This window comes from Paenibacillus sp. 102, assembly GCF_039549175.1.
Taxonomy (GTDB): domain Bacteria; phylum Bacillota; class Bacilli; order Bacillales; family Bacillaceae_G; genus Bacillus_A.
In genome coordinates this window covers 219,909-240,693 of sequence record NZ_JBCGHT010000003.1, presented here as the reverse complement: position 1 = coordinate 240,693, position 20,785 = coordinate 219,909, and the positions used below count along the sequence as shown (strand labels likewise).

At 36.1% G+C, this 20,785-nt stretch carries 23 protein-coding genes; 2 read left to right on the top strand and 21 right to left on the bottom strand.

Going from position 1 to position 20,785, the window contains the following annotated elements; translation table 11 throughout:
- Window positions 1-127 precede the first annotated feature (127 nt).
- Complete coding sequence (locus tag AAIE21_RS10400) at window positions 128-1,009, top strand: cation diffusion facilitator family transporter (RefSeq protein WP_343266702.1); 882 nt, start codon at window positions 128-130, stop codon at window positions 1,007-1,009.
- On the opposite strand, the gene AAIE21_RS10395 is transcribed toward AAIE21_RS10400, so the two are convergent.
- The 5 genes from AAIE21_RS10395 to AAIE21_RS10375 all read right to left on the bottom strand — a co-directional run bounded on the left by AAIE21_RS10395 (window position 996) and on the right by AAIE21_RS10375 (window position 3,768).
- Entirely contained in the window at window positions 996-1,631 is a 636-nt protein-coding gene (locus AAIE21_RS10395) for a phosphatase PAP2 family protein (RefSeq protein ID WP_343266701.1), read from the bottom strand. The two genes, AAIE21_RS10400 and AAIE21_RS10395, sit on opposite strands and share 14 nt — an antisense overlap.
- 83 nt (window positions 1,632-1,714) lie before the next feature.
- Window positions 1,715-2,470, bottom strand: coding sequence for a sporulation protein (locus tag AAIE21_RS10390; RefSeq protein ID WP_343266700.1), 756 nt, complete (start codon window positions 2,468-2,470; stop codon window positions 1,715-1,717).
- Window positions 2,452-3,273 (bottom strand): serine/threonine protein kinase, encoded by an 822-nt coding sequence (locus AAIE21_RS10385; RefSeq protein ID WP_343266699.1) that lies wholly within the window; start codon window positions 3,271-3,273, stop codon window positions 2,452-2,454. Before AAIE21_RS10385 ends, AAIE21_RS10390 begins: the two co-directional genes overlap by 19 nt.
- On the bottom strand, window positions 3,273-3,464 hold the full coding sequence (locus tag AAIE21_RS10380; protein WP_017149660.1) for a hypothetical protein: 192 nt from the start codon (window positions 3,462-3,464) through the stop codon (window positions 3,273-3,275). Before AAIE21_RS10380 ends, AAIE21_RS10385 begins: the two co-directional genes overlap by 1 nt.
- 124 nt (window positions 3,465-3,588) lie before the next feature.
- Window positions 3,589-3,768, bottom strand: a complete 180-nt coding sequence (locus AAIE21_RS10375; protein WP_003197525.1) for a YozD family protein — start codon at window positions 3,766-3,768, stop codon at window positions 3,589-3,591.
- A gap of 159 nt (window positions 3,769-3,927) precedes the next feature.
- Between AAIE21_RS10375 and AAIE21_RS10370 the strand changes: the two genes are divergently transcribed.
- Window positions 3,928-4,083, top strand: a complete 156-nt coding sequence (locus AAIE21_RS10370) for a DUF3930 family protein (protein ID WP_343266698.1) — start codon at window positions 3,928-3,930, stop codon at window positions 4,081-4,083.
- Here AAIE21_RS10370 and AAIE21_RS10365 read toward each other — a convergent pair whose 3' ends face one another.
- The 16 genes from AAIE21_RS10365 to AAIE21_RS10290 form a co-directional block, all read right to left on the bottom strand.
- The gene (locus AAIE21_RS10365) at window positions 4,084-4,746 is read right to left on the bottom strand and encodes a hypothetical protein (RefSeq protein ID WP_343266697.1); all 663 of its coding nucleotides are present in this window, start codon (window positions 4,744-4,746) and stop codon (window positions 4,084-4,086) included.
- A gap of 438 nt (window positions 4,747-5,184) precedes the next feature.
- Window positions 5,185-5,400: a YozE family protein gene (locus tag AAIE21_RS10360; RefSeq protein ID WP_343266696.1), complete on the bottom strand. Its 216-nt coding sequence runs from the start codon at window positions 5,398-5,400 to the stop codon at window positions 5,185-5,187.
- Between the two features lie 80 nt (window positions 5,401-5,480).
- Entirely contained in the window at window positions 5,481-5,753 is a 273-nt protein-coding gene (locus AAIE21_RS10355) for a YokU family protein (protein WP_000995767.1), read from the bottom strand.
- The gene (kamA, locus tag AAIE21_RS10350) at window positions 5,750-7,168 is read right to left on the bottom strand and encodes a lysine 2,3-aminomutase (protein ID WP_343266695.1); all 1,419 of its coding nucleotides are present in this window, start codon (window positions 7,166-7,168) and stop codon (window positions 5,750-5,752) included. Before kamA ends, AAIE21_RS10355 begins: the two co-directional genes overlap by 4 nt.
- A 210-nt stretch (window positions 7,169-7,378) precedes the next feature.
- Window positions 7,379-8,770, bottom strand: a complete 1,392-nt coding sequence (locus AAIE21_RS10345; protein WP_343266694.1) for a sigma-54 interaction domain-containing protein — start codon at window positions 8,768-8,770, stop codon at window positions 7,379-7,381.
- A gap of 227 nt (window positions 8,771-8,997) precedes the next feature.
- Entirely contained in the window at window positions 8,998-9,852 is an 855-nt protein-coding gene (ablB, locus tag AAIE21_RS10340) for a putative beta-lysine N-acetyltransferase (RefSeq protein ID WP_343266693.1), read from the bottom strand.
- On the bottom strand, window positions 9,849-11,117 hold the full coding sequence (locus AAIE21_RS10335; protein ID WP_343266692.1) for a peptidase: 1,269 nt from the start codon (window positions 11,115-11,117) through the stop codon (window positions 9,849-9,851). Before AAIE21_RS10335 ends, ablB begins: the two co-directional genes overlap by 4 nt.
- A 14-nt stretch (window positions 11,118-11,131) precedes the next feature.
- Complete coding sequence (locus AAIE21_RS10330) at window positions 11,132-11,794, bottom strand: CoA transferase subunit B (protein WP_343266691.1); 663 nt, start codon at window positions 11,792-11,794, stop codon at window positions 11,132-11,134.
- The gene (gene atoD / locus AAIE21_RS10325) at window positions 11,779-12,477 is read right to left on the bottom strand and encodes an acetate CoA-transferase subunit alpha (RefSeq protein WP_343266690.1); all 699 of its coding nucleotides are present in this window, start codon (window positions 12,475-12,477) and stop codon (window positions 11,779-11,781) included. The genes AAIE21_RS10330 and atoD overlap by 16 nt, the downstream gene beginning before the upstream one ends.
- A complete protein-coding gene (locus AAIE21_RS10320) occupies window positions 12,474-13,784 on the bottom strand; it encodes an aspartate aminotransferase family protein (protein ID WP_343266689.1) in 1,311 nt (436 codons plus the stop codon). Before AAIE21_RS10320 ends, atoD begins: the two co-directional genes overlap by 4 nt.
- 951 nt (window positions 13,785-14,735) lie before the next feature.
- Entirely contained in the window at window positions 14,736-15,689 is a 954-nt protein-coding gene (locus AAIE21_RS10315) for an ROK family protein (protein ID WP_343266688.1), read from the bottom strand.
- A 19-nt stretch (window positions 15,690-15,708) separates the two neighbouring features.
- On the bottom strand, window positions 15,709-16,632 hold the full coding sequence (gene pfkB / locus AAIE21_RS10310; protein WP_343266687.1) for a 1-phosphofructokinase: 924 nt from the start codon (window positions 16,630-16,632) through the stop codon (window positions 15,709-15,711).
- A 12-nt stretch (window positions 16,633-16,644) separates the two neighbouring features.
- Window positions 16,645-17,490 (bottom strand): tagatose-bisphosphate aldolase subunit GatY, encoded by an 846-nt coding sequence (locus AAIE21_RS10305; protein WP_343266686.1) that lies wholly within the window; start codon window positions 17,488-17,490, stop codon window positions 16,645-16,647.
- 4 nt (window positions 17,491-17,494) lie between these two features.
- On the bottom strand, window positions 17,495-18,658 hold the full coding sequence (nagA, locus tag AAIE21_RS10300; protein WP_343266685.1) for an N-acetylglucosamine-6-phosphate deacetylase: 1,164 nt from the start codon (window positions 18,656-18,658) through the stop codon (window positions 17,495-17,497).
- A gap of 7 nt (window positions 18,659-18,665) precedes the next feature.
- The gene (locus tag AAIE21_RS10295; RefSeq protein ID WP_343266684.1) at window positions 18,666-19,853 is read right to left on the bottom strand and encodes an SIS domain-containing protein; all 1,188 of its coding nucleotides are present in this window, start codon (window positions 19,851-19,853) and stop codon (window positions 18,666-18,668) included.
- 78 nt (window positions 19,854-19,931) lie between these two features.
- Window positions 19,932-20,651: a GntR family transcriptional regulator gene (locus tag AAIE21_RS10290; protein ID WP_343266683.1), complete on the bottom strand. Its 720-nt coding sequence runs from the start codon at window positions 20,649-20,651 to the stop codon at window positions 19,932-19,934.
- Between the last annotated feature and the right edge of the window lie 134 nt (window positions 20,652-20,785).

Sequence of the window (20,785 nt, the reverse complement as noted above, 5' to 3'; positions counted from 1 at the left end):
ACGAAACTTTGTTATCCCCTACTTAAAAAGCTATAAAACGTCAACAATGTTTGTATAGACCCACACGAGTTTCGTTTGATACTCTATTACTAGAAAGAAATTCCTAACAGAAAGGTGAGTGATCGTTATGAATTCACTTTCTAATAAAGAAGCTGATAAAGGAGCTATTGTCAGCATTATCGCCTACATATTTTTGTCATCACTGAAAATCGTAATTAGCTATATTGCTCTTTCCAGTGCATTACGTGCGGACGGTTTAAATAATTTAACAGATATTGGCGCTTCTTTAGCTGTATTAATCGGTTTAAAAATTTCTCGAAAGCCTCGTGATCCAGATCATCCGTACGGTCATTCACGTGCAGAACAAATCGCTTCACTTGTTGCCTCCTTTATTATGGCAACGGTTGGTTTAGAAGTTATTGTGAGTGCAATTCAATCCTTTTTTAATCCGCAAAAAAACGCACCAAGTATGCTTGCAGCGTGGGTTGCCTTATTTTGTGCTGTCGTCATGTACGTCGTGTACAAATATAATAATAAAATTGCAAAGCGTACAAAAAGCAAAGCACTAGAAGCCGCAGCGAAAGATAATTTATCAGATGCTCTTGTTAGTATCGGTACAGTTGTCGGTATTGTTGCTTCTCAGTTCCACATGCCGATTCTCGATCCAATCGCGGCCTTACTTGTTGGTTTTATCATTTGCAAAACTGCGTGGGACATCTTTGTAGAAGCTTCTCATATGTTAACCGATGGCATTGATCCAGATAAAATGGAAGAATACTCACAGGCTGTTAAGCTTGTTTCTGGTGTGGAACATATTGTTGATATTCGTGCCCGTATGTATGGGAATCAAACGTATGTAGATATTACAATTGAAGTAGATGCTCATATGGACGTGAGTAAAAGCCATTATATTACCGATAAAATTGAAGAAATGCTAGAGCGAAAATTCGGAATTTTACACACTCATATTCATGTTGAACCTATGCAAAAAGAACCTATGCTTCCATAGGTTCTTTTTTGATGAATGCTCGGTGGAACATAATACATAAAATAAGCCAACTTCCACCCGCTGCCCAGCCCGCTAATATATCAGATGGATAATGGACCCCGAGATATACGCGGCTAACGGAAATAGAGAATATCACGAAACATGTAATAAAAATAAGCAACAATTTTCTATGCAGTGTAATACGATGCTCTGTGATTGTTACATAAGCGATAAACCCTAAAAATGCGGTGGCATTCATCGTATGGCCGCTTGGAAAGCTATATCCTGTAGCTGTAACAAGCTGCGTGACATCTGGTCTTGGTCGTTCATACCATAATTTTAGGAGGCTGTTAAGGTGACGAGATCCATAATAATTAATAATTAATAATAACGCACCTAACAACCTTTTTCGAATGAGAAAGTACATTACAACTATGATTAATAACGGGAAATATATTTTTTTTGAACCAATATAAGACATCCAATTGAAATAAGCTGTCAAATAATCGTTCCGAAAACTTTGAATAAATTTGGTAACAACATCATCAAATTTCTCAACACAAGCGGTATGATACGAAAGTGATAATCCGACAAAACAAATAAGTAATAAGCTTAACAAGTATACATGCCGATATCGTTTCACATACATAACCTCACTATATAAAAATAAAAAATGGAGCGGTTGTTTTAGTTTCCCTCTCCATTTCTTTTTTTATGCATCATTTATCAAGAAATATAACTGTTAATTTTTTGCTGCATAGCTGGAATATCTTCACGCGTTACAGTAAAACGAACGACTCTTTCATCTAAGTCTAACGCTTCTGAAAATAACCCTGCTAATCCGCGGGCTTTTCTGTCTACTTCCATAACAATATCCAATCGATCATGCGCACGTGGTAAAATTAATAATTCCAACTCATCTAATTTCCCATAATATTGCCCTGAAACTGGAATGAACTCAAATTCTTGCGCAAATGGAATATTGGCACGTAAATGACGTGGTAACTCTTCACACTCCGCTTGATGAAGTCTGAATCCTAATTGTTTTACACTATCTAAAACACTATTTAATAATGCATTCGGTAATACCTGAATGTAATCGCGATCACTCGGATCAATACTCCGCTTAATATCAAGACCTGTATGAATCCAAACCGTTTTCATTCCAAGTGTAAGCGGCGCTTCGATTGGCATTGGGAATGAAAACGGAATTTCTACTTTTTCATTTGGAGATATCGTAATAGGATCGGTTAAACGTACTCGCTCTAAATCAAATGTTGCGCTTACTTTTTTATCATCCACTTCTCGTACATATGACGTTGTTAATGTTAAGTAAATGCTTTCAATTTGTTGACCAACTGATCCACCCGTAATATGAGCCACACCTGCAATTTCTTCTCCTACTAAATATTCTTCTTTTTCAAGAACTGTATCCACTTTTGCATTTCCTATTCCAACGCTTGCTAAAAACTTTTGAAACATGTATCCCCCATCCTTTCTAATGTATGGCGTACATCTTTTCTAATCTCTTGTACATCTTCATAATATGGCGTCTTCATCCGTAGCATTCGCATAATAATTTCGCGGTTTTTTTTCGTTAGCTGCAACTCTTCATACCATGGTCTTTCTTCTTTTACAGTAGACTCATAACCAGAATACAATAAAAATAATACAAAATGGCCTAGTGCATAAAAATCACTGCGATAGTGAACCTCCCGCATACAGGCTTGTTCTCCTTCATAGATCGATGCTCGTTCATCGATTTCTCCTATAAATCTAGCTAATCCAAAATCAATTATGCTAATCTGCCCCTCTTCCATTAAAATGTTGGGAGTTCGCAAGTCTCGATGAATAATACCTTTACTATGAAAATAAGAAACAAGCTCGAGTACCCTATATAAAATATGAAAAACCTCATGCTCTTCATATACATGTCCATCTCTGAAAATGAAGTCTTCGAAATTCTTACCTGGCATATACTCCATTACAAAAAACGGCTGTTTTTTCCATATAAAACTATCATATAAATTTGGTATAGCCGGATGATCTAGCTGTTCTAAAATCGTTTGCTCCTGTGCAAATGACCTTCGACCCGACATATACCTTTGCTTACTTTGTCTTAATTGTTTCAAAACCTTTTTTTCTTTCGTTTCCAAATCATAAACGATATATGTAAAGCCATAGCTGCCCATTCCAATTACTGATTCAATTTTATAGCGCTGCGTAACAATTGTATCATTGCGTAGCGGTCTATCAAACCAAGCAAGTATGTCACGCCACTTCATCAACTACTAGAAAAGAAACTACGGCTCTTACGTTTTCTTTTATAGTGCTGATGTCCATAACCATGAGAATTTCTCCTCTTGTTATAATCACTGCTTGAATATGAGCGACCTCTATGACGATAATCACTACTTGAGTAGGAACGATATCTATTCTTCTTTCCTAGTAAAGAATCAATAATTTTTTTGAACATCCCTTCACCTCTTGTTTCAAATTTTCTTTTTATTATACCAATAATAATCCTTTATGTTTGTGACAAGTTTGTAAAGAAAGAATTTTGAAGTGTAAAAAACGACGAGTAGGTCCCGTCGTTACTTTCATCCTTCATCTTCATCAAACACTTCATCAATCATACATTTTTCTAGTAAATACTCAAATGTAATATCAGCGAGATCCTCAATCTCTTCTCGCTTTGGCACATACCCTCTCTCAATTAGTTGCTCATAAAAAAACTCCGCAATTTCTTCCGTATCAATTACGACTTCAATTTCCTTCATGAGCATCACTCCTTTATTTCTGTTTTATGAAGAAATTTCAAAATTATGTATACGAGATTAGAAAAATAGATTTTCTTTTCTATATCATACTTGTCTGTCATATCAATTCAGCTCACAGCATACGATGTAGTACAAGCTATTTGAAAGGGGAAATAAAAAATGGAATACCAATATGAAGTAGAGCAAAGAAAAGAAGAGTTCATGCATGAAGATAAATGGGCAGACTCTGTCATCAAAGGGCTTATTATTTTTTTAACAATTGTAGGTATACCTTACACAATATATATTTTTGTTCAGTTCCTTCTTACTTTCTAGCTATTTTTTCTCTGTTAATTTAACTAAATAATTATGAACGACATCCATAACAATTTTATATTCTTCATCTTGAAATGTTTCATATAATAATTGATAGTCATTATAAATATCTAATAATCCATCAATAATTTCTTGTCTACTCGTTTTAACACTCACCTTTTTTGAGTTGTTTATTGATTTCAATTTTCCTAAATCTAATTTATTCATCCCTGCTTTATCTTGTTTTAGTTTTTTCAAAATCGCATTAGCAGTTTGCGCATTCGCAAGCAAGGTTAAATCTGATTCATCAGCCTCTAACCACTCACCATCTGTAATTCTCGATAATTCATATATTGTATCTTCCCAAGCGTCATTTTTATACCGCCACACCTCTGTGCGAAACCCAACGATACGAAAAACATCTTTATCATATCCCGTAACTTGCACTAGATCACCGAACGTAAAATGATAACGTAGTTCAATCCATTCTGTTTCACCTTTTTTCATTTCTTGTTCTGTGACATGTTGAAGTGTTTGTTCCACATAAAATCCATCATGATTATTAACTTCATATACATAAACGCCATCTAATATTTTCATATTTGTGATTTTACCAACAGTCCCATATAGCGTAATCACGACTATATCTCCTACATTATATTTAGGTTGTTTTTTTCGTGCCATTTATCTCTCTCCTTTTTAAAGTCGTGATTTTGATAACAGTATATGCAAACGATTAAAAAACGCTTATCACATAAGCTTATATTACAAAATTTTTTCATAAAAAATGTAATAGACATACTAGCTTTCCGTTTAGCATTCCTGAATACATGTCTAGCATCTCGTATCATATTCTACGCATCGTGCTGTACTTTCATTTAATTTATCAGCATAATACAGTAGACCACACCTTCTGGATTCAGAGATATAGCAGTTTATAAATATAATAAAAAACAAAAAACATAATAAGTACTTTACTTTATCCAAAGTAATATACTCATTATGTTTTATATGCATCATACTATTCTTGGCGGAGCGTTCTCTACTCCTACTTTTCAATTAATACAAACAAAGAGCCCGCTGAAGATAAAACGAATTTCTTCATTATGTTTTTATTATTAACTATCTTTCCTGTATGTATAACTCCCAAGCTTCATCAAAAATAGTCATGCTACCTAGTAATCCACTTAATTCTAAATACGAACTAATTTCATCGTAATCTTCTGATTGCTTCGGAAAACTTAAATCATCGTACATAGCTTCAGCTAAATCTGATACTTCATTTTTGATTAAAGACGCACGGTGCTTCATCATATAGTGATAAAATGACTTTTTCAACAATATTCCCTACCTTTCTAACTTGGGTACATTATACAAGGGAGAAAAGAAAAAAACCAGCATACTCGCTGGTTTTTTGGTTAAAAATCAAAATAATTTCTCTTTAATAAGCGGGGACGTTCCATTAATTCTTCATATGTTAATTGTTTTGGTAAATCTTTTGTATAAATTAAAAATAACTGATCTTCTATTTCTTTTACAACATGATCAGACTGATAGTCCATTCCACATGATGAACAAGAGATACATGGTGTCTTTTGAATTTCAATGGCTTTTGTACCATCTGGCAATTCCCAATATACAGTATTCAGACTTTCTTTCGCTTCTGTACTGTCACACCACATACAATTCATACTGCGTCACCCTCAGCTTTTTTATTCTCTTCTAATTTCGCCATTTGCGCTTGATATTTTTTATCTTTTAACTGATCACGCTTATCACGCTTATCTTTTAAAGAAGCATGTTCGTCATTTGTTTCATAATCTTTACGGCGATTCATGCGCTGCAAGTCATCTGGAACAAGATTGAATTTCTTATCACTCATCAATCCTGCTACACCAATGTCTGAACGCTTTTCTTCATATGTTGGATAAATTTCTTTAAAGTAGCCTTCCGCTCTTCCTGCTACATAGTTTTCTGGTTCTGGATACGTTGTAATAACACCTTCAAAATTACGAAGAACAACTTTATCCGCACTTTGTGAGATTAAATAATTCGGCTGAAGAGCAATTTTCCCACCTCCGCCTGGTGCATCTACAACAAATGTCGGCACTGCATAACCAGACGTATGTCCACGTAATCCTTCAATAATTTCTAATCCTTTTGAAACCGGTGCACGGAAGTGACCAATACCTTCTGATAAATCACATTGATAAATGTAATACGGGCGCACACGAATTTTTACTAAATCGTGCATCAGCTTTTTCATGATTGGTACGCTATCGTTAATTCCAGCTAAAATAACTGCTTGGTTTCCTACTGGAACACCTGCGTTTGCAAGCATCTCACATGCTAGTTTAGACTCTTCTGTGATTTCAATAGAAGTGTTAAAGTGTGTATTTAACCACACTGGGTGATATTTTTTAATAATATTGCATAGATTTTCTGTAATACGTTGTGGAAATACAACTGGTGCTCTCGTTCCGATACGAATAATTTCCACATGCGGAATTGCTCGTAAATTCTTTAATACGTATTCTAAGATTTTATCATTAATAAGAAGGCCATCCCCACCAGAAATTAAAACATCTCGTACTTGCGGTGTCTCACTAATGTAAGCGATCGCATCATCTAATTGTTTTTTCGGAACACCCATTCCAATTTGTCCACTAAAACGACGACGTGTACAATAACGACAATACATAGAACATTGATTTGTTACTAGAAATAACACACGGTCTGGATAACGATGTGTTAAACCTGGAACTGGTGAATCTTCATCTTCATGAAGAGGATCTTCTAAATCATATTTTGTTTTATATAACTCTTCCGAAATCGGTACAGATTGCATCCGAATCGGACAGCGTGGATCATCAGGATTCATAAGAGAAGCATAGTACGGTGTAATATTTAACGGAATCGTTTTCGTTGAAATTTTAACACCTTCTTCTTCTTCTGGTGTTAAATTAATTACTTTCTTTAAATCATCTAACGTTTTGATCGTATTCGTTAATTGCCAAACCCAATCATTCCATTGCTCTTCTGTAACATCTTTCCATAATTCGATATCTTTCCAGTGACGATTTGGTTTATATACATCATGTAACATTGCTATTCCCCCTTTTTTTACGCTCACCATTTATATAAGCAATAATTGTGCCAATTTTCTATCTTCAATAGGTGATTGCAAAGGATATCCTATTATATATGAGGAAATTTATTTTTCTTATTTTAAATGGTGCTCTATTCTATACCATATTCATTACTTTCTGTATATGTAAACGCTCTTTTATTGGTGCAAACACACAAAAACCGCCGATTATTCGGCGGTTTTATCATATTTATTTAATTTATACTGCAATGTTTGCCTTGGAATACCGAGTAATTTAGCAGCTTGCAAAATGTTCCCATCTGTTTCTGTCAGCGCTTGATCAATTAATTCTTTTTCTGTTTGATAAAGTGCTTCACGTAACGGAAGGATACTTTTCTTCTTTTTCTTTGCAGCTACCTCTTTTCGAAAGGTTCGTGGTAAACAATTAACCGTTAATGAACCTCCTTCTGCAATAATTACAGCGTGTTCAATCGTATGCTTCAACTCTCTTACATTTCCAGGCCAATGGTATGCTAGTAATCTTTCTTTCGTCTCACTGTCAATATGAAGTACCTCTTTTTTATATTCTTTATTATAATCGTTTAAAAAATACGACGCTAACAATAATACGTCTTCTTTTCGTTCACGAAGCGGTGGAATATATAGAGAAAATACATTTAAACGATAATATAAATCCGTTCGAATTTTATTTTCACGTAAACATATCTCTGGAGGTTGATTCATCGCCGTAATGACGCGTACATTAACTTTTCTCGTCTTACTATCACCGATGCGACGAATCACTCCATCTTCTAACGCTCGAAGCATCTTTGCTTGCAAATCAAGGGGCATCGAATTTAATTCATCTAAAAACAAAGTCCCCTCATCTGCAAGCTCAAATAACCCGGCACGTTCAATCGCACCTGTATAACTACCTTTTGTTGTTCCAAATAATAAACTCTCTAGAAGAGATTCGGGAAGAGCTGCACAGTTTTGGGCAATAAACGGTTTATTTTTCCGTTTTGAAGCCTCATGAATCGCTTGTACAAATAATTCTTTTCCAGTCCCTGTCTCTCCATAAATTAAAACATTTGCATCTGTTGGGGCCACCTTTTGTGCCAAATCTTTCGTTTGTTTAAAGCGAGAATCTTCTGTCACGATTGTATTAAAAGCAACGTGCTTTTTTATTACCTTTTTCCTAGAAGAACGTTTCATTTTCGATTGTAAATCGACAATCGTATCTGTTAATTTTTGAACCGTTGAGTAATCTTTTGCGATTTCAACAGCCCCTGCAATTTTATCTTCTATAAAAATAGGCAATGTGGTATTTACAGTACAGACATCTTCACCGTTTAAATTTTGATAACGCTGCACTTGATGCAAAATCGGCTTTTTTGTATCTAAAACTTTCATAAGTGTACTCGTTTCTCTTGATAAAGATGGGAATGCTTCTAATAAATGATTTCCTAATACATTCTCAATCTTTGACCCATCATGTTTTGCAGCAACTGTATTATAAAAAATCGTAATACCATTCTCATCCACTGCATGAATTGCTTCATCAATACTGCTCAAAATCGCCTCAATGACTTCTTGTGTCGAAACTGCTAGCATTGTCATCCCCCCTCTTGCCGAAAATCCAGCGATTTACATGCCGGATTTTCAGCATCCCTGTGTGCGATTATAAGCATTACGATTCCGTTCTACTTTTTTATTTATTTCATATCATTCATTTTCCACTAACAAGTGACAAAGTAAAACTTGCATCAGTGAAGGTTTTAACCATCCTCCACTGATGGTTAAAACCTAACAACCAGGCATTTTCTCTAATTTTGTATGCGAGGCTCTTACTGTCCGTTAACGCGGGATAAATCTTTCACCCATACATTCATATCTTCTAATTTATCAAAAATATAACAATTATTTGCTAACCTTCCTGTGTATGTATATCCCAGCTGATGAAAAGCTGCGTTCATTCCAAATGAAAGCGAACGGGCAATTGTATAAGAACAAAAGATTGCTCTCTCTTGTAATTCCTCTTCTAACTTGATGAGTAGACTTTTCATAAATCCATGTTTTCGATATTCAGGTAAAGTTGCACAATTCGTTAATTCCGCATTCCCCTCTTTTATATTCATTTCTGCTGAAGCAGTACTAATAATACGCCCGTCTAATTCATACACATAATAAATTGTATCTTCTTTCATCGTTTGAACAACATAGTCTGCTTCATTTAACGGAGTCGGATAAATTTCAAACACTTTTCCAAATACACTTGCCAATTCTTCTGCATCTGCCTCTGTCGCTTTTCGCAAGACAAATTTCTCAGGAACTTGTTTCTCCTTTACCTCTTTTTCTCTCACACCATCTATAATGCGATCCTCATCAACCCACTGAATACTATTTCGTCTTTCATCATCACAGTATTTCACAAGAAAATACGCATCATGTCCTTGAAAATAATGTGGAATCGTCGCTTCTAATAAAAAGCCAAAAGAGAGCCACGCCGAAACATGCTCTCCCTTTCCTTTTATAATGCATTTGGTGAAAGAATGCTTCTCTGCTAACTCTTCTATTTTTTGCACAAGACTTTCTACATTTCCTGTATAATGATCTACCCTGATACGTTTATTAAAATAATCTAGCGCTCCTTCTACAGTATAGTGATTCGTCTGTTCTCTAAATGATTCATAATATTTCATTTTTTCACCTCACACCAATCTAGTAATGTACATGCAATAATTTTTGCTGCGGCAATCATTTTATCCACTTCAATGTATTCATTTGGATAGTGGGCTACCTTTGTCTCCCCTGGTCCGAATATAATAGTTGGGATTTCTGCAATTTGTGTAAATAAACCGCCATCCGTTCCCCACGGAGATGCTTCAATAATTGGACTTCTGCCTTCAATTTGAACAAAATTATCTTGAAGCGTTGTAATAAGCTCATGGTCCTCATCTAATTCACCTGGGACCCACCTTGCTCCAAACCACTCTACTTCTACTGGATATTCTTCGAACCATGAATCTACATTCTTTAATTCCCCTATCCAATTTTCAAATTCTTCTTTTACCGCCTCCATAGTTTCATTCGGCGCAACTCCGCATCTTCCTTCTAAAATTAAAGAATCTGGCACGGAACTTGGCCAGCTACCGCCTTCAATTTTTCCAACATTGATTGGAATTGGGATTGGAATTCCTTTGTATAATGGATCTGTAATCCGTTCATTTCTCTTTTGTTCTAGTTTTCGCAAATGTTCAACGACAAACATGCTCTTTTCAATCGCACTTACACCTTCATAACGTGTACCACCGTGCGCTGCCTTTCCTTTTACATGTAGGCGAAACCACATTGAACCTTGTTGTTTCGGGAAAAATTTCATATTTGTCGGTTCTGGAATAATAACACCATCCGCCTTATAGCCTCGTAAAATTGCCGCTAAAGTACCCGCTCCACCACTCTCTTCTTCTATGACACTTTGAAAATAAATATTTCCTTTTAATTCAATACCTAGTTCTATAATTGCTTCCATTGCCAGCATAAGAGCCACGTTGCCGCCCTTCATATCCGTTGTTCCACGACCGTATATGCGATTTCCTATTTTTTCACCACTATATGGATGGTGTTCCCACTGATCCACATCACCTTCTGGTACAACATCAATGTGTCCATTTAAAATCATTGATTTTCCATCGCCGCTTCCTTTCAACGTCGCAACAATATTGGGACTATCTGAAAAGTTCGTTCTTGGAGATACAAAATACGGATGATCTTTCATTTTTGTAAAAGAAGGTTCCCAAATATCGAGATCTAAACCTAATTCACGTAGTTTTTCAATGACGATTGCTTGCGCGCCGCTCTCATCTCCTGATACACTTTTTTCCTGAATTAATCGTTTTAAGAGTTTTATACTTTCCCCTTCATGACTTTCAATATAATCACACACTTGTTTTTTTAATTGCTCCATATTGTTAGCTCCCCTCATTCAATCACAAGTAAATTAGAACTCACATGAAAAGATGCCTCCGTATTTTGTTTTACATCCTCTACTGTATAAGGGCTCATTAACTCTTGAAGTACTAGCCCTTCAGAAGTAACTTCCATTACAGCCATATCTGTAATAATTAAATCTACGCACTTTTTCGACGTTAATGGGAGCGTACATTCTGAAACAACTTTTGCATTTCCATACTTATCAACGTGATTCATCACCACAACAACCCGCTTTGCTTTTTGCGCTAAATCCATTGCTCCGCCAATACCAGGAACACGTTTCCCTGGAACAATCCAATTCGCTAAATCACCTTTTTCACTTACTTGCAGTGAACCAAGTATGGTTACATCAAGCAACCCTTTTCGAATCATTCCAAATGCTGTGCAGCTATCAAAATAACTTGCTCCTGTAATGAGTGACGTCGGCAATCCAGCCGCATTACACAAGTTTTCATCTTCGCTTCCTTTACTTGGCGTTGGTCCCATTCCAACAATGCCGTTTTCAGCCTGGAACATAACATGTATATCCTCTGGCAAATGGTTAGGTACAAGAGAAGGAATACCAATTCCTAAATTAACAATCATTCCATTTTGAATCTCTTTCGCAGCCCGCCTTGCAATCTTATCTCTCACTTCTACTCCCATACCCATTTCCAATTCACTCCTTCCGACGGCACAATGTAATCTACAAAAACACCTGGAACAACAATTTCCTCTGGATCTAAGCTTCCAAGTGGTACAATCTCTTCGGCCTCAACAATTGTAATATCTCCAGCCATCGCAACATGTGGATTCATGTTGCGAGCACTTTTATCAAACACAAGATTCCCAAATGGATCTGCCTTTTTTGCATATACAATCGATACCTCTGCAGTTAAAGCCGTTTCCACTAAATATGTTTTTCCGTTCATCTCGACTGTTCGCTTTCCTTCTTCCACAATTGTATCGACGCCGACATCAACAAGAATTCCACCAAGGCCAACACCACCGGCACGAATCCTTTCTGCCAGCGTTCCCTGAGGCGAAAACTCAATCTGTAATCGCCCTTCATTTAACTGTCTTCCCGCATTTGGATTTGAACCAATATGTGAAGTAATTAATGACTTCACTCGTTCTTTTGTTACAAGGCGGCCGATCCCTACATCCGGAAACCCTGTATCATTTCCGATTAAATGTAAATTTGAAATTCCTTTTTCTACAATCGCCTGTATTAATGACGGAGGAGACCCAATCCCGCCAAATCCTCCAAACATTAACGTCATATCATCATGAAACAACGAGATAATGTCATCGATTTCTTTTAATTTTCCAAATGTATTTGTAATAGTTGTCATGCGATACTATGCCCTCCTTTTTGCATCATCTCTTCCACACTTTTCGCAAAAATCTCAAGTAATTCATCTAACTCGGAATATGTAGTTGTCATCGGCGGTGCAACAAGCAACGCACTATCCTCTTTTCCTGCCTGCCCTGATACAGCTTGATATAAAAGGAGTCCATTTTTCGCTGCGACTGAAATGAGTTCAGACGCTTTTGTAAACGGTTGCAACTCTACTCCGATTAGTAATCCTTTCCCACGCACATCGGAAATAATTGTCGATTGCTGCTGAACTTTCTGCAATCCTTTTATTAAATATTCTCCTTTTTCCGCTGTTTTTTCAGGCAAGTTATGTTTTTCCATATATTCAATAACCGCTAAAGCCGTCGCGGCTGACAATGGATTAGCGCTAAGCGTATGCCCACTCATTACGGAACGCGATCCTCGTAAAATTGGTTCCATCACACGGTCGCTTACAACCGTCGCGGCCATCGGTGTATAACCTGCACCTAGGCCCTTTCCTAGCGTCATGATGTCCGGCTCCACACCCCAGTGCTCCATCGCAAACCATGCACCAGTACGTCCAAGACCTGTCATAACCTCATCAGCAATAAATAAAATATCATAATGGCTACAAATATCTTTAATCACTTTATAATATTCTTTCGGAGGCACAACCGCACCACCCGCAGCGCCAATAATTGGTTCAGCTATAAAAGCCGCAATATGTTCTGCACCGATCCGCTCAATTGATCGTTCTAGCTCAGTCGCACAAGAAAGCTGACAAGTTGGATACACTTTCTGCACCGGACAACGGAAACAATACGGCGCTGGTACTGTTGGATAATCTTCTAAAATAGACACAAACCGTTGCCTACGTAGTGGGTGCCCCGACATTGATAAGGCCCCCATCGTAATCCCATGATAACTCATCCAGCGTGACAAAATTTTATGTTTCCCTTGAATACCGCGCTCTTGAAAATGCTGAATCGCAATTTTCATCGCCGTTTCATTCGCTTCCGTACCACTATTTACGAAAAAACTCCAGTTCAAATCCCCTACACTTAAATCACTTAACTTCTTTGCTAACTTCTCAGCTGGCTCACTCGTAAACTGTGAGCGATACACAAAAGCAATCTCCTCTGCCTGCTTTTTTATCACTTCCGCAATCTCTGTTACGCCATGTCCGATACCTGCCGTAATCGCTCCTGACGAACCATCAAAATATTTATTACCATTTTGATCATACAAATACACACCTTTCCCATGCGAAATCATTGGATACGGCTGCCCAACAAGTGGCTTAATTAAGTAATCGCGCATAGCGCTCCCCCATTTCTCCAATTTGTATATATATATGAAGAAAATTGACGTTTCTTTCATAAAAAAGAATCCTCTGCAAGCGCAGTGAATTTATCAAAAAACTATTATAAAATATACAAATGAGTGCTAAAAACTAGAATAAAAATGAAAATTCAGATATATAACAAAAGACTAAACCCTTTCCCCCTCTAAAAGGATCCTCCTCTCTATACAATATAATCCTAAAAAACATACAAACCCATTATTTTCTTACCATACTATCAGCTTTACGGAATAGCTGACATTGTGTAAACTTCGACGAAACTCCCGTCAATTTCCTTCCTATTTATTTAGTTTACTTGTCATACTTTACGACAAAATTAGACATTTTCTTCAAAAAGAAACCCTCCTATGATCATTCAATCTTAGGAGGGTTTCTTTCAAATATTTATTTTTAGATTTCGAGATCTACTTGTTTCAGTGAAAAATATGATTTTATTGCATTGTACAAACTACTTTTTTGACATGAGAAAAAAGTAGTATGCTAATCCTCTGTACGAGGTTTTTTCTATTACATAAAATGAAAAAAATTACCGGGAATTATATGGTAAAAAATGTTAATTCCCTAAGGTTTCTTCTATTACATTTACAGAAAATAAGTATCCAAAAAATCATCCTGAATATAAGTGTTAATCCTCTATACGAGGTTTCTTCTCTTACATAGCACCTTCATTCTACCTTACTCTCCCAACGGCTGCAAGCTTTAAATTACATAGGTCTATTCATATTACTAAAAAACAAACATTATTTTTAGAATGTTTCATCATTTAACACTAAATAATTATACGAATCACTATTTATCTGGCTTTTTGAGTAAAAAAACACATAAAAACAACCATCATTCCTCACACTCGAAAAATAATGGCTGTTTAAAATTAATCCAGTATCTTTTCATGAAAAAATCACCAATTATTACATCTTTAAATTTGCATTCAAATGCGCGTTCTTCCAACGATTTAACGCTAAATAACAAGCTCCATACATCCCTGCATCATTATGTAATGCCGCTAAAACAATATTCGTCTTTTTTTGATAGATGTCCATTATTGTTTGTTGGAATCTTTCTTGAATTTGCTTTAAAAATGATTCACCTTGTTCAGCGATTCCACCTCCAATAATAATTAATTCGGGATTGAACATATGGGTAATATTCACTAACCCAGTAACGACATACTGCAAAAATTGCTCATAAACATCTTTAGCTAATTGCTCTCCGCTATTTATGCGCTCTATAATTTCTTCTCCTGTTATCGTCTCTATACATACTCCTTTCGATAGAGATACTTCTTTATATTGGCGAATCAGTGCAGAAGTCGATGCATATCGTTCATAACATCCTTTCCCGCCGCAACTACATTCTTCTCCATTATGAACAATTGTCATATGACCTAGCTCTCCAGCTAATCCATTCGCCCCTTGCAGCATTTGGCCATTTATTATAATGCCACTCCCGATTCCCGTCCCAAGCGTAATTAAAACAATATTCTCTTTTCCGATACCTGCACCTTTCCACATTTCACCAATGCAAGCCGAACGAACATCATTTTCGACAATTGCCGTATACCCTGTTTCTCTATAAATATAATTTGCTATTTTTGTACCACTATATCCCGGAATATTGGCAGAAAATATAACTTCTCCTCGTTCATGATCAATAAGCCCACATGACGATATACCAACAGAATGAATCGCATAATTCTTTTCTAATTTACGTATTGTTTCACAAATACGATGCAAAATTTCTTTCCTTTGATTTTGTATTGATGTTTGCATTTTTCCTTTTTCATATATTGTTCCGTGTTCATCAATCATCGCATATTTTATAAATGTTCCTCCAATATCAAAACAAACGAAGCTCTTCCCCATATTCCTCCCCTTCCTACTCTTACCTAATTATAATTTCATTATAGAATTTCTGTACGATTTGAGGCTGGATATATCCTGTTGCTTTTTCTACTGCATTCGCCATTCCACAAGCAGCGGAAAATCGAAGTGCATCCTTTACGTCATATCCTTTTGCTAATGCAGACGTTATTCCTGCAACCATCGCATCCCCTGAACCAACAGAATTTATAGGATGTATTTTGGGAAGAATTGTCCTAAACTTCTCTTCTTCCGTTATTAGTATCGCCCCTTCTCTCCCAAGGGAAAGAAGGACATACTGTACGCCGCTCTGGCATATTTTAGTTGCTGCATCAATCATTTCTTCATATGATGCATACTTTTTGTGAAGCAACTGACAAATTTCTTGCTGGTTCGGTTTAATTAGGAATGGTTTTCCTTGTATACCATGAAATAATGTTTCTCCGCTTGTATCTAATATAAATTTCTTTCCGTTTTCGGCAGCTTTTTGTGCCAATTGTTTATAAAATGATTTTTTGATACCATTCGGCAAACTTCCCGATGCAACAACGAACTCAACATTCTCTACTATCTTTTCATATTTTCTTATAAAAAGAGCTATTTCATCTTCCGAAATAGCTGGACCTGCTTCTAATACTTCAGTAGCCGAAGCCGAATTCTTTGTTACCAGTGCTAAACAATTACGAGTTTCTTCCTTAATGGAAACAAATTCGTCTGTGATTGATAGTTCCTTTAATTTTTCTCTTATAAACTTCCCATTTGTACCGCCGAGTAAACCGATTCCTGTTACTTCTTCTCCTAATAAACGAAGTACTCTTGACACATTAATCCCTTTTCCCCCAGCAGTTTTTTCATAATATTTCGTACGATGTACCTTGTGTGACTTTAATTCTTCTAATTCATATCGCATATCAACAGATGGATTCAATGTAATTGTCGCAATCATAAAAGTATCTCCTTACACACGGTTCAAACTTTTACACATCTTTATTTTATCCGCAACAACCCGCTTCATTGCCGTAATTGCATCTGAAAAGTATTTGCGCGGATCATTTTCTTCTGGATGAGTATGTAAATAATGACGTAACGCTGTCACAAATGCAATTTTTAATTCTGTTGCGATATTTACTTTACAAATTCCTAACCGAATTGTTTCTTGCACTAGACTATCAGGTAATCCAGATGCTCCATGAAGTACGAGTGGAATATCAACTTGTCTTTGAATATCTTCTAATCTTTGTAAATCTAATTTTGGTTCCCCTTTATACAACCCATGTGCTGTTCCAATCGCAACTGCTAGCGAATCAATATTTGTACGTTCTACAAATTCTTTTGCCTGATAAGGATCTGTATAAATAGAGTTTTCTACTATTATATTTTCCTCTATTCCTGATAATTGCCCTAATTCAGCTTCTACCGCTGCCCCATATTGTTTCGCATACAACTCAACTTCCTGAACAATCTGAATATTTCCCTCGAACGAATGATGTGATGCGTCAATCATAACAGAGCGAACCCCTAAATCAATACATCTTTTAATACCTTCTACATCTTCATGATGATCCAAATGTAGACTAATTGGTACATCATATAACTTTCTTGCCGCTTCAATCATATTTACAAGAAACTCTTTCCCCATGTACTTGATTGTACCCGGTGTCGCTGCGATAATAACAGGTGATCGAAGTTCCACCGCGGTTTCAACTACCGCTTTTAAAGTTTCTAAGTTATGAATATTAAAAGCCGGAACTGCATAGCCATTTTCTTGTGCATTTCGCAAAATAAATTGAGTTGAAACAAGCATATTCTCAAACCCTTTCTTTTTTCTTCTTATATTTCATTTCTCCCCCGACGACTGTCCCTATAAGATTTAAATCTTCTGCTAATATAAGGAAGTCGGCTCTTTTCCCTGGGGCAATGCTCCCAATTCCCCTGTCAACTCCAATACTTTTTGCAGGAATAAGCGAACCCATATGAACACTTTCCCATAAGGATGCATTTGTCCATTTTTTTATATTCTTCACACCATCAATAAATGAAAGTGTACTTCCTGCTAAAGATCCCGTCTCTGTTCGGGCAATTCCATCTTTTACATGAACAGCAAATTCTCCTAGATTATATGTGCCATCTCCTAATAAGCCGGCTCTCATACAGTCGCTAACTAAACAGGTCTTCTCATATCCTTTACATTTATACAAAATATTCACTGCACTTTGGTGTACATGATGTCCATCCGCAATGATTTCACCATACACATGCTCAGTAGAAAGTACGGCTCCAACAACGCCAGGTTCACGATGATGCAGTCCCTTCATTCCATTAAAGGTATGCACAAAAATTGTCGCCCCTGCCTGAATGGCTTTCTGACATACTTCATAGTTTGCATCCGTATGACCAATTGCCACCCGAATATTATTTTTTACAGCTTGATGTATAAATGCAATAGCACCTTGTCTTTCTGGTGCCATTGCAATTTTTTTAACTGTCCCTTCTGATGCAGCAATCCACTCTTCTAACAACTCAACAGTCGGGTCAATAAAATACTTTGGATTTTGCGCCCCCTTATATGCTTCAGTAAAACAAGGTCCTTCAAGAAAAGCTCCAATAATAGTTGCTCCTGCAGTCCCTCTCTTTTTTGCACTAGCTATATTCTTTAGAGATTTTGTTGTATTTTCTAAAGAATCAGTTAATGTTGTAGGCAAAAAGCTCGTAACACCGTTTTCTAATAACTTAATAGAAATACTGTTCAACGATTCATATGTGCTATCCATTACATCATGTCCTGCCAAACCATGAATATGCGTATCGACAAATCCCGGAGCAATAATACTTGCTTCAAAATCCATTACCATTGCTCCGTCTACTATTTCTTCAACATGTTTTAGAAAATAGCCATTTACAATATGTAAATATCCACTTTCACGTACACCATCTTCTAGTAAATACATAGATGCTTTAACGTAATAATTCATAAATCCCTTATTCCTTTCCCTTATATGGATGCACTGTTACACCTTGAACGACACGATTTACACTTCCGCTCGGACAAGGATTATCCGGAGTAATTCCTAATGCAATAGATTTATATAACGCTAAAATTTGCCCATATAATATATAAATGAACGTGATATATATGTCATCTTTCAAATCTTGCCCGTCATTGCATAAAAACGTATTACAATGCTGCCTTGCTTCCTGATTATCTTGGTGCGATATAACAATAATATCGTTTCTTTCTTTCTCATGAAAAATCTCTCTTAATAAATCAAGATCATATTTTTTCGTATACTCATCATTAGATAAAAACAATACAATGACTGTATCCTCGTCTAAAATTGACTTCGGCCCATGTCTAAATCCAAGCGGTGTGTCAAACATAACTGGGATACGACCAGCAGTTAACTCTAAAAATTTTAAAGCCGCCTCTCGAGAAAGCCCTTCGAATACGCCTGATCCTAGAAATACAATTTTACGAAATTCTTTTTCTGCAATTCGCTGAATTTCCTGTTCTTGTTTTTCGATAACATTCTTTCCTAAACGAACAATATCCATAACGCTAGACTGTAAAAGAGGGAGATGATTATAGTTACATAACAAAAGTGCAGTTAACATCATGGAGGTAAAACTTCCTGTCATCGCAAATCCTCGATCATTTGCCTCCTTTGGCATATAAATAACTAAAGCATTCTCTTTATGTTGAAATTGTTTCGCTAAATTTCCTTCTTCATTACACGTTAAAATAATATGATAAACGGAATGAATGATCTGCTCCCCTAACTTCACTGCCGCTACACTTTCTGGGCTATTACCAGAGCGAGCAAAAGAGACTAAAATTGTTGGAATGTCTGGCTGTAAATAATAATAAGGACTTGAGACAATATTTGTTGTTGGAACACTTTCAATATGCATTTTCTTTAAATCTGCCACTCTTTTTATATATGGAGCAATTGTGTCTCCAACAAAAGCTGATGTCCCTGCACCAGTGAAAATAACTCGTACTTGCTCATGCCTTCTTGAAATATGTGAAAAGAATGTTGTAATTTCATGATGATTACTTTGGACAATCGAATATACTTGCTCCCAAAGATCTGGCTGTTGCGCAATCTCTTTCGCCGTAAAACATGCTCCATATGTTTCTCTTATTTCTCCATTTGCATGTAATAACATTTGCAGAACCCCCTTAACATATTTTTATATCTCATCACGTCATCATTACCAGTTGAATTACAATAAGTATTGCAATACTTATTGTAATTCAACTGTGTAAGTAAATTTATCCCCTCTAGCAATTGTTTCTGTATATTCGATTATATTTTCTTTTGCGTATGTGATTCGCTCTAGCAATAAAGATGGCTCATTCACTTGAATTTGCAACCATTTTGCATGATCCTGATTTGCAGCAATCGCTTTGAAATTTTCTACTGCTCGCGTAATATGAATTTGATATTTTGTACGAAAAATCTCGTACATTGGTGTCTCTTCTAACTCTGTCTTCGTTAAATATGGAAAAAACTTTACCGGAATATAAGATGTTTCAAACAACATCGGTTCTTTATCAGCTAACCTTAGTCTTGTAATTTGATACACTTCTTCTTCAAAATCAAGGTTCATAATTTTCGCTATTTTCTTGTCGCAATTCACAATAGAAAATGATACTACTTTTGATGATGGAACTTTTCCAAACTTTTTCATTTCTTCTGTGAAACTATAAAAACGAACAAGACTTTGATTAAATACACGAGGTGAGACAAAACTTCCTTTACCATGCTTTTTATAAATGTATCCTTCTTTCTCTAACTCTTGCATTGTCTGTCTTACTGTTGTTCTGCTTACATCATGAATCTCACATAACTCACGCTCTGACGGAAGCTTATCATGTTCTTGTAATTTCCCAGTTTCAATTAACTCTACAATAATATCCATCAGTTGATAATATAGTGGTGTTCGATTATCTTTTACAATCATGTTTTACTCCCTCATCCATAAAGTTGTTATAACCAGTTTACGGCTATTATAACGAAAGGAAATAGGAATTACTACCACTTTCTCATATTGAAATGTACAGCAGTTCTCCATTAGTTAAAATTCTTTTCACTTGT

What these genes read in the sequence shown, in the direction of transcription:
- AAIE21_RS10400 (WP_343266702.1), top strand. Translation starts at nt 128, where the DNA reads ATGAATTCACTTTCTAATAAAGAAGCTGATAAAGGAGCTATTGTCAGC.
- AAIE21_RS10390 (WP_343266700.1), bottom strand. Translation starts at nt 2,470, where the DNA reads ATGTTTCAAAAGTTTTTAGCAAGCGTTGGAATAGGAAATGCAAAAGTG.
- AAIE21_RS10385 (WP_343266699.1), bottom strand. Translation starts at nt 3,273, where the DNA reads ATGAAGTGGCGTGACATACTTGCTTGGTTTGATAGACCGCTACGCAAT.
- AAIE21_RS10380 (WP_017149660.1), bottom strand. Translation starts at nt 3,464, where the DNA reads ATGTTCAAAAAAATTATTGATTCTTTACTAGGAAAGAAGAATAGATAT.
- AAIE21_RS10375 (WP_003197525.1), bottom strand. Translation starts at nt 3,768, where the DNA reads ATGAAGGAAATTGAAGTCGTAATTGATACGGAAGAAATTGCGGAGTTT.
- AAIE21_RS10370 (WP_343266698.1), top strand. Translation starts at nt 3,928, where the DNA reads ATGGAATACCAATATGAAGTAGAGCAAAGAAAAGAAGAGTTCATGCAT.
- AAIE21_RS10365 (WP_343266697.1), bottom strand. Translation starts at nt 4,746, where the DNA reads ATGGCACGAAAAAAACAACCTAAATATAATGTAGGAGATATAGTCGTG.
- AAIE21_RS10355 (WP_000995767.1), bottom strand. Translation starts at nt 5,753, where the DNA reads ATGAATTGTATGTGGTGTGACAGTACAGAAGCGAAAGAAAGTCTGAAT.
- kamA (WP_343266695.1), bottom strand. Translation starts at nt 7,168, where the DNA reads ATGTTACATGATGTATATAAACCAAATCGTCACTGGAAAGATATCGAA.
- AAIE21_RS10345 (WP_343266694.1), bottom strand. Translation starts at nt 8,770, where the DNA reads ATGACAATGCTAGCAGTTTCGACACAAGAAGTCATTGAGGCGATTTTG.
- ablB (WP_343266693.1), bottom strand. Translation starts at nt 9,852, where the DNA reads ATGAAATATTATGAATCATTTAGAGAACAGACGAATCACTATACTGTA.
- AAIE21_RS10335 (WP_343266692.1), bottom strand. Translation starts at nt 11,117, where the DNA reads ATGGAGCAATTAAAAAAACAAGTGTGTGATTATATTGAAAGTCATGAA.
- AAIE21_RS10330 (WP_343266691.1), bottom strand. Translation starts at nt 11,794, where the DNA reads ATGGGTATGGGAGTAGAAGTGAGAGATAAGATTGCAAGGCGGGCTGCG.
- atoD (WP_343266690.1), bottom strand. Translation starts at nt 12,477, where the DNA reads ATGACAACTATTACAAATACATTTGGAAAATTAAAAGAAATCGATGAC.
- AAIE21_RS10320 (WP_343266689.1), bottom strand. Translation starts at nt 13,784, where the DNA reads ATGCGCGATTACTTAATTAAGCCACTTGTTGGGCAGCCGTATCCAATG.
- AAIE21_RS10315 (WP_343266688.1), bottom strand. Translation starts at nt 15,689, where the DNA reads ATGGGGAAGAGCTTCGTTTGTTTTGATATTGGAGGAACATTTATAAAA.
- pfkB (WP_343266687.1), bottom strand. Translation starts at nt 16,632, where the DNA reads ATGATTGCGACAATTACATTGAATCCATCTGTTGATATGCGATATGAA.
- AAIE21_RS10305 (WP_343266686.1), bottom strand. Translation starts at nt 17,490, where the DNA reads ATGCTTGTTTCAACTCAATTTATTTTGCGAAATGCACAAGAAAATGGC.
- nagA (WP_343266685.1), bottom strand. Translation starts at nt 18,658, where the DNA reads ATGAATTATTACGTTAAAGCATCTATGTATTTACTAGAAGATGGTGTA.
- AAIE21_RS10295 (WP_343266684.1), bottom strand. Translation starts at nt 19,853, where the DNA reads ATGTTATTACATGCAAATGGAGAAATAAGAGAAACATATGGAGCATGT.
- AAIE21_RS10290 (WP_343266683.1), bottom strand. Translation starts at nt 20,651, where the DNA reads ATGATTGTAAAAGATAATCGAACACCACTATATTATCAACTGATGGAT.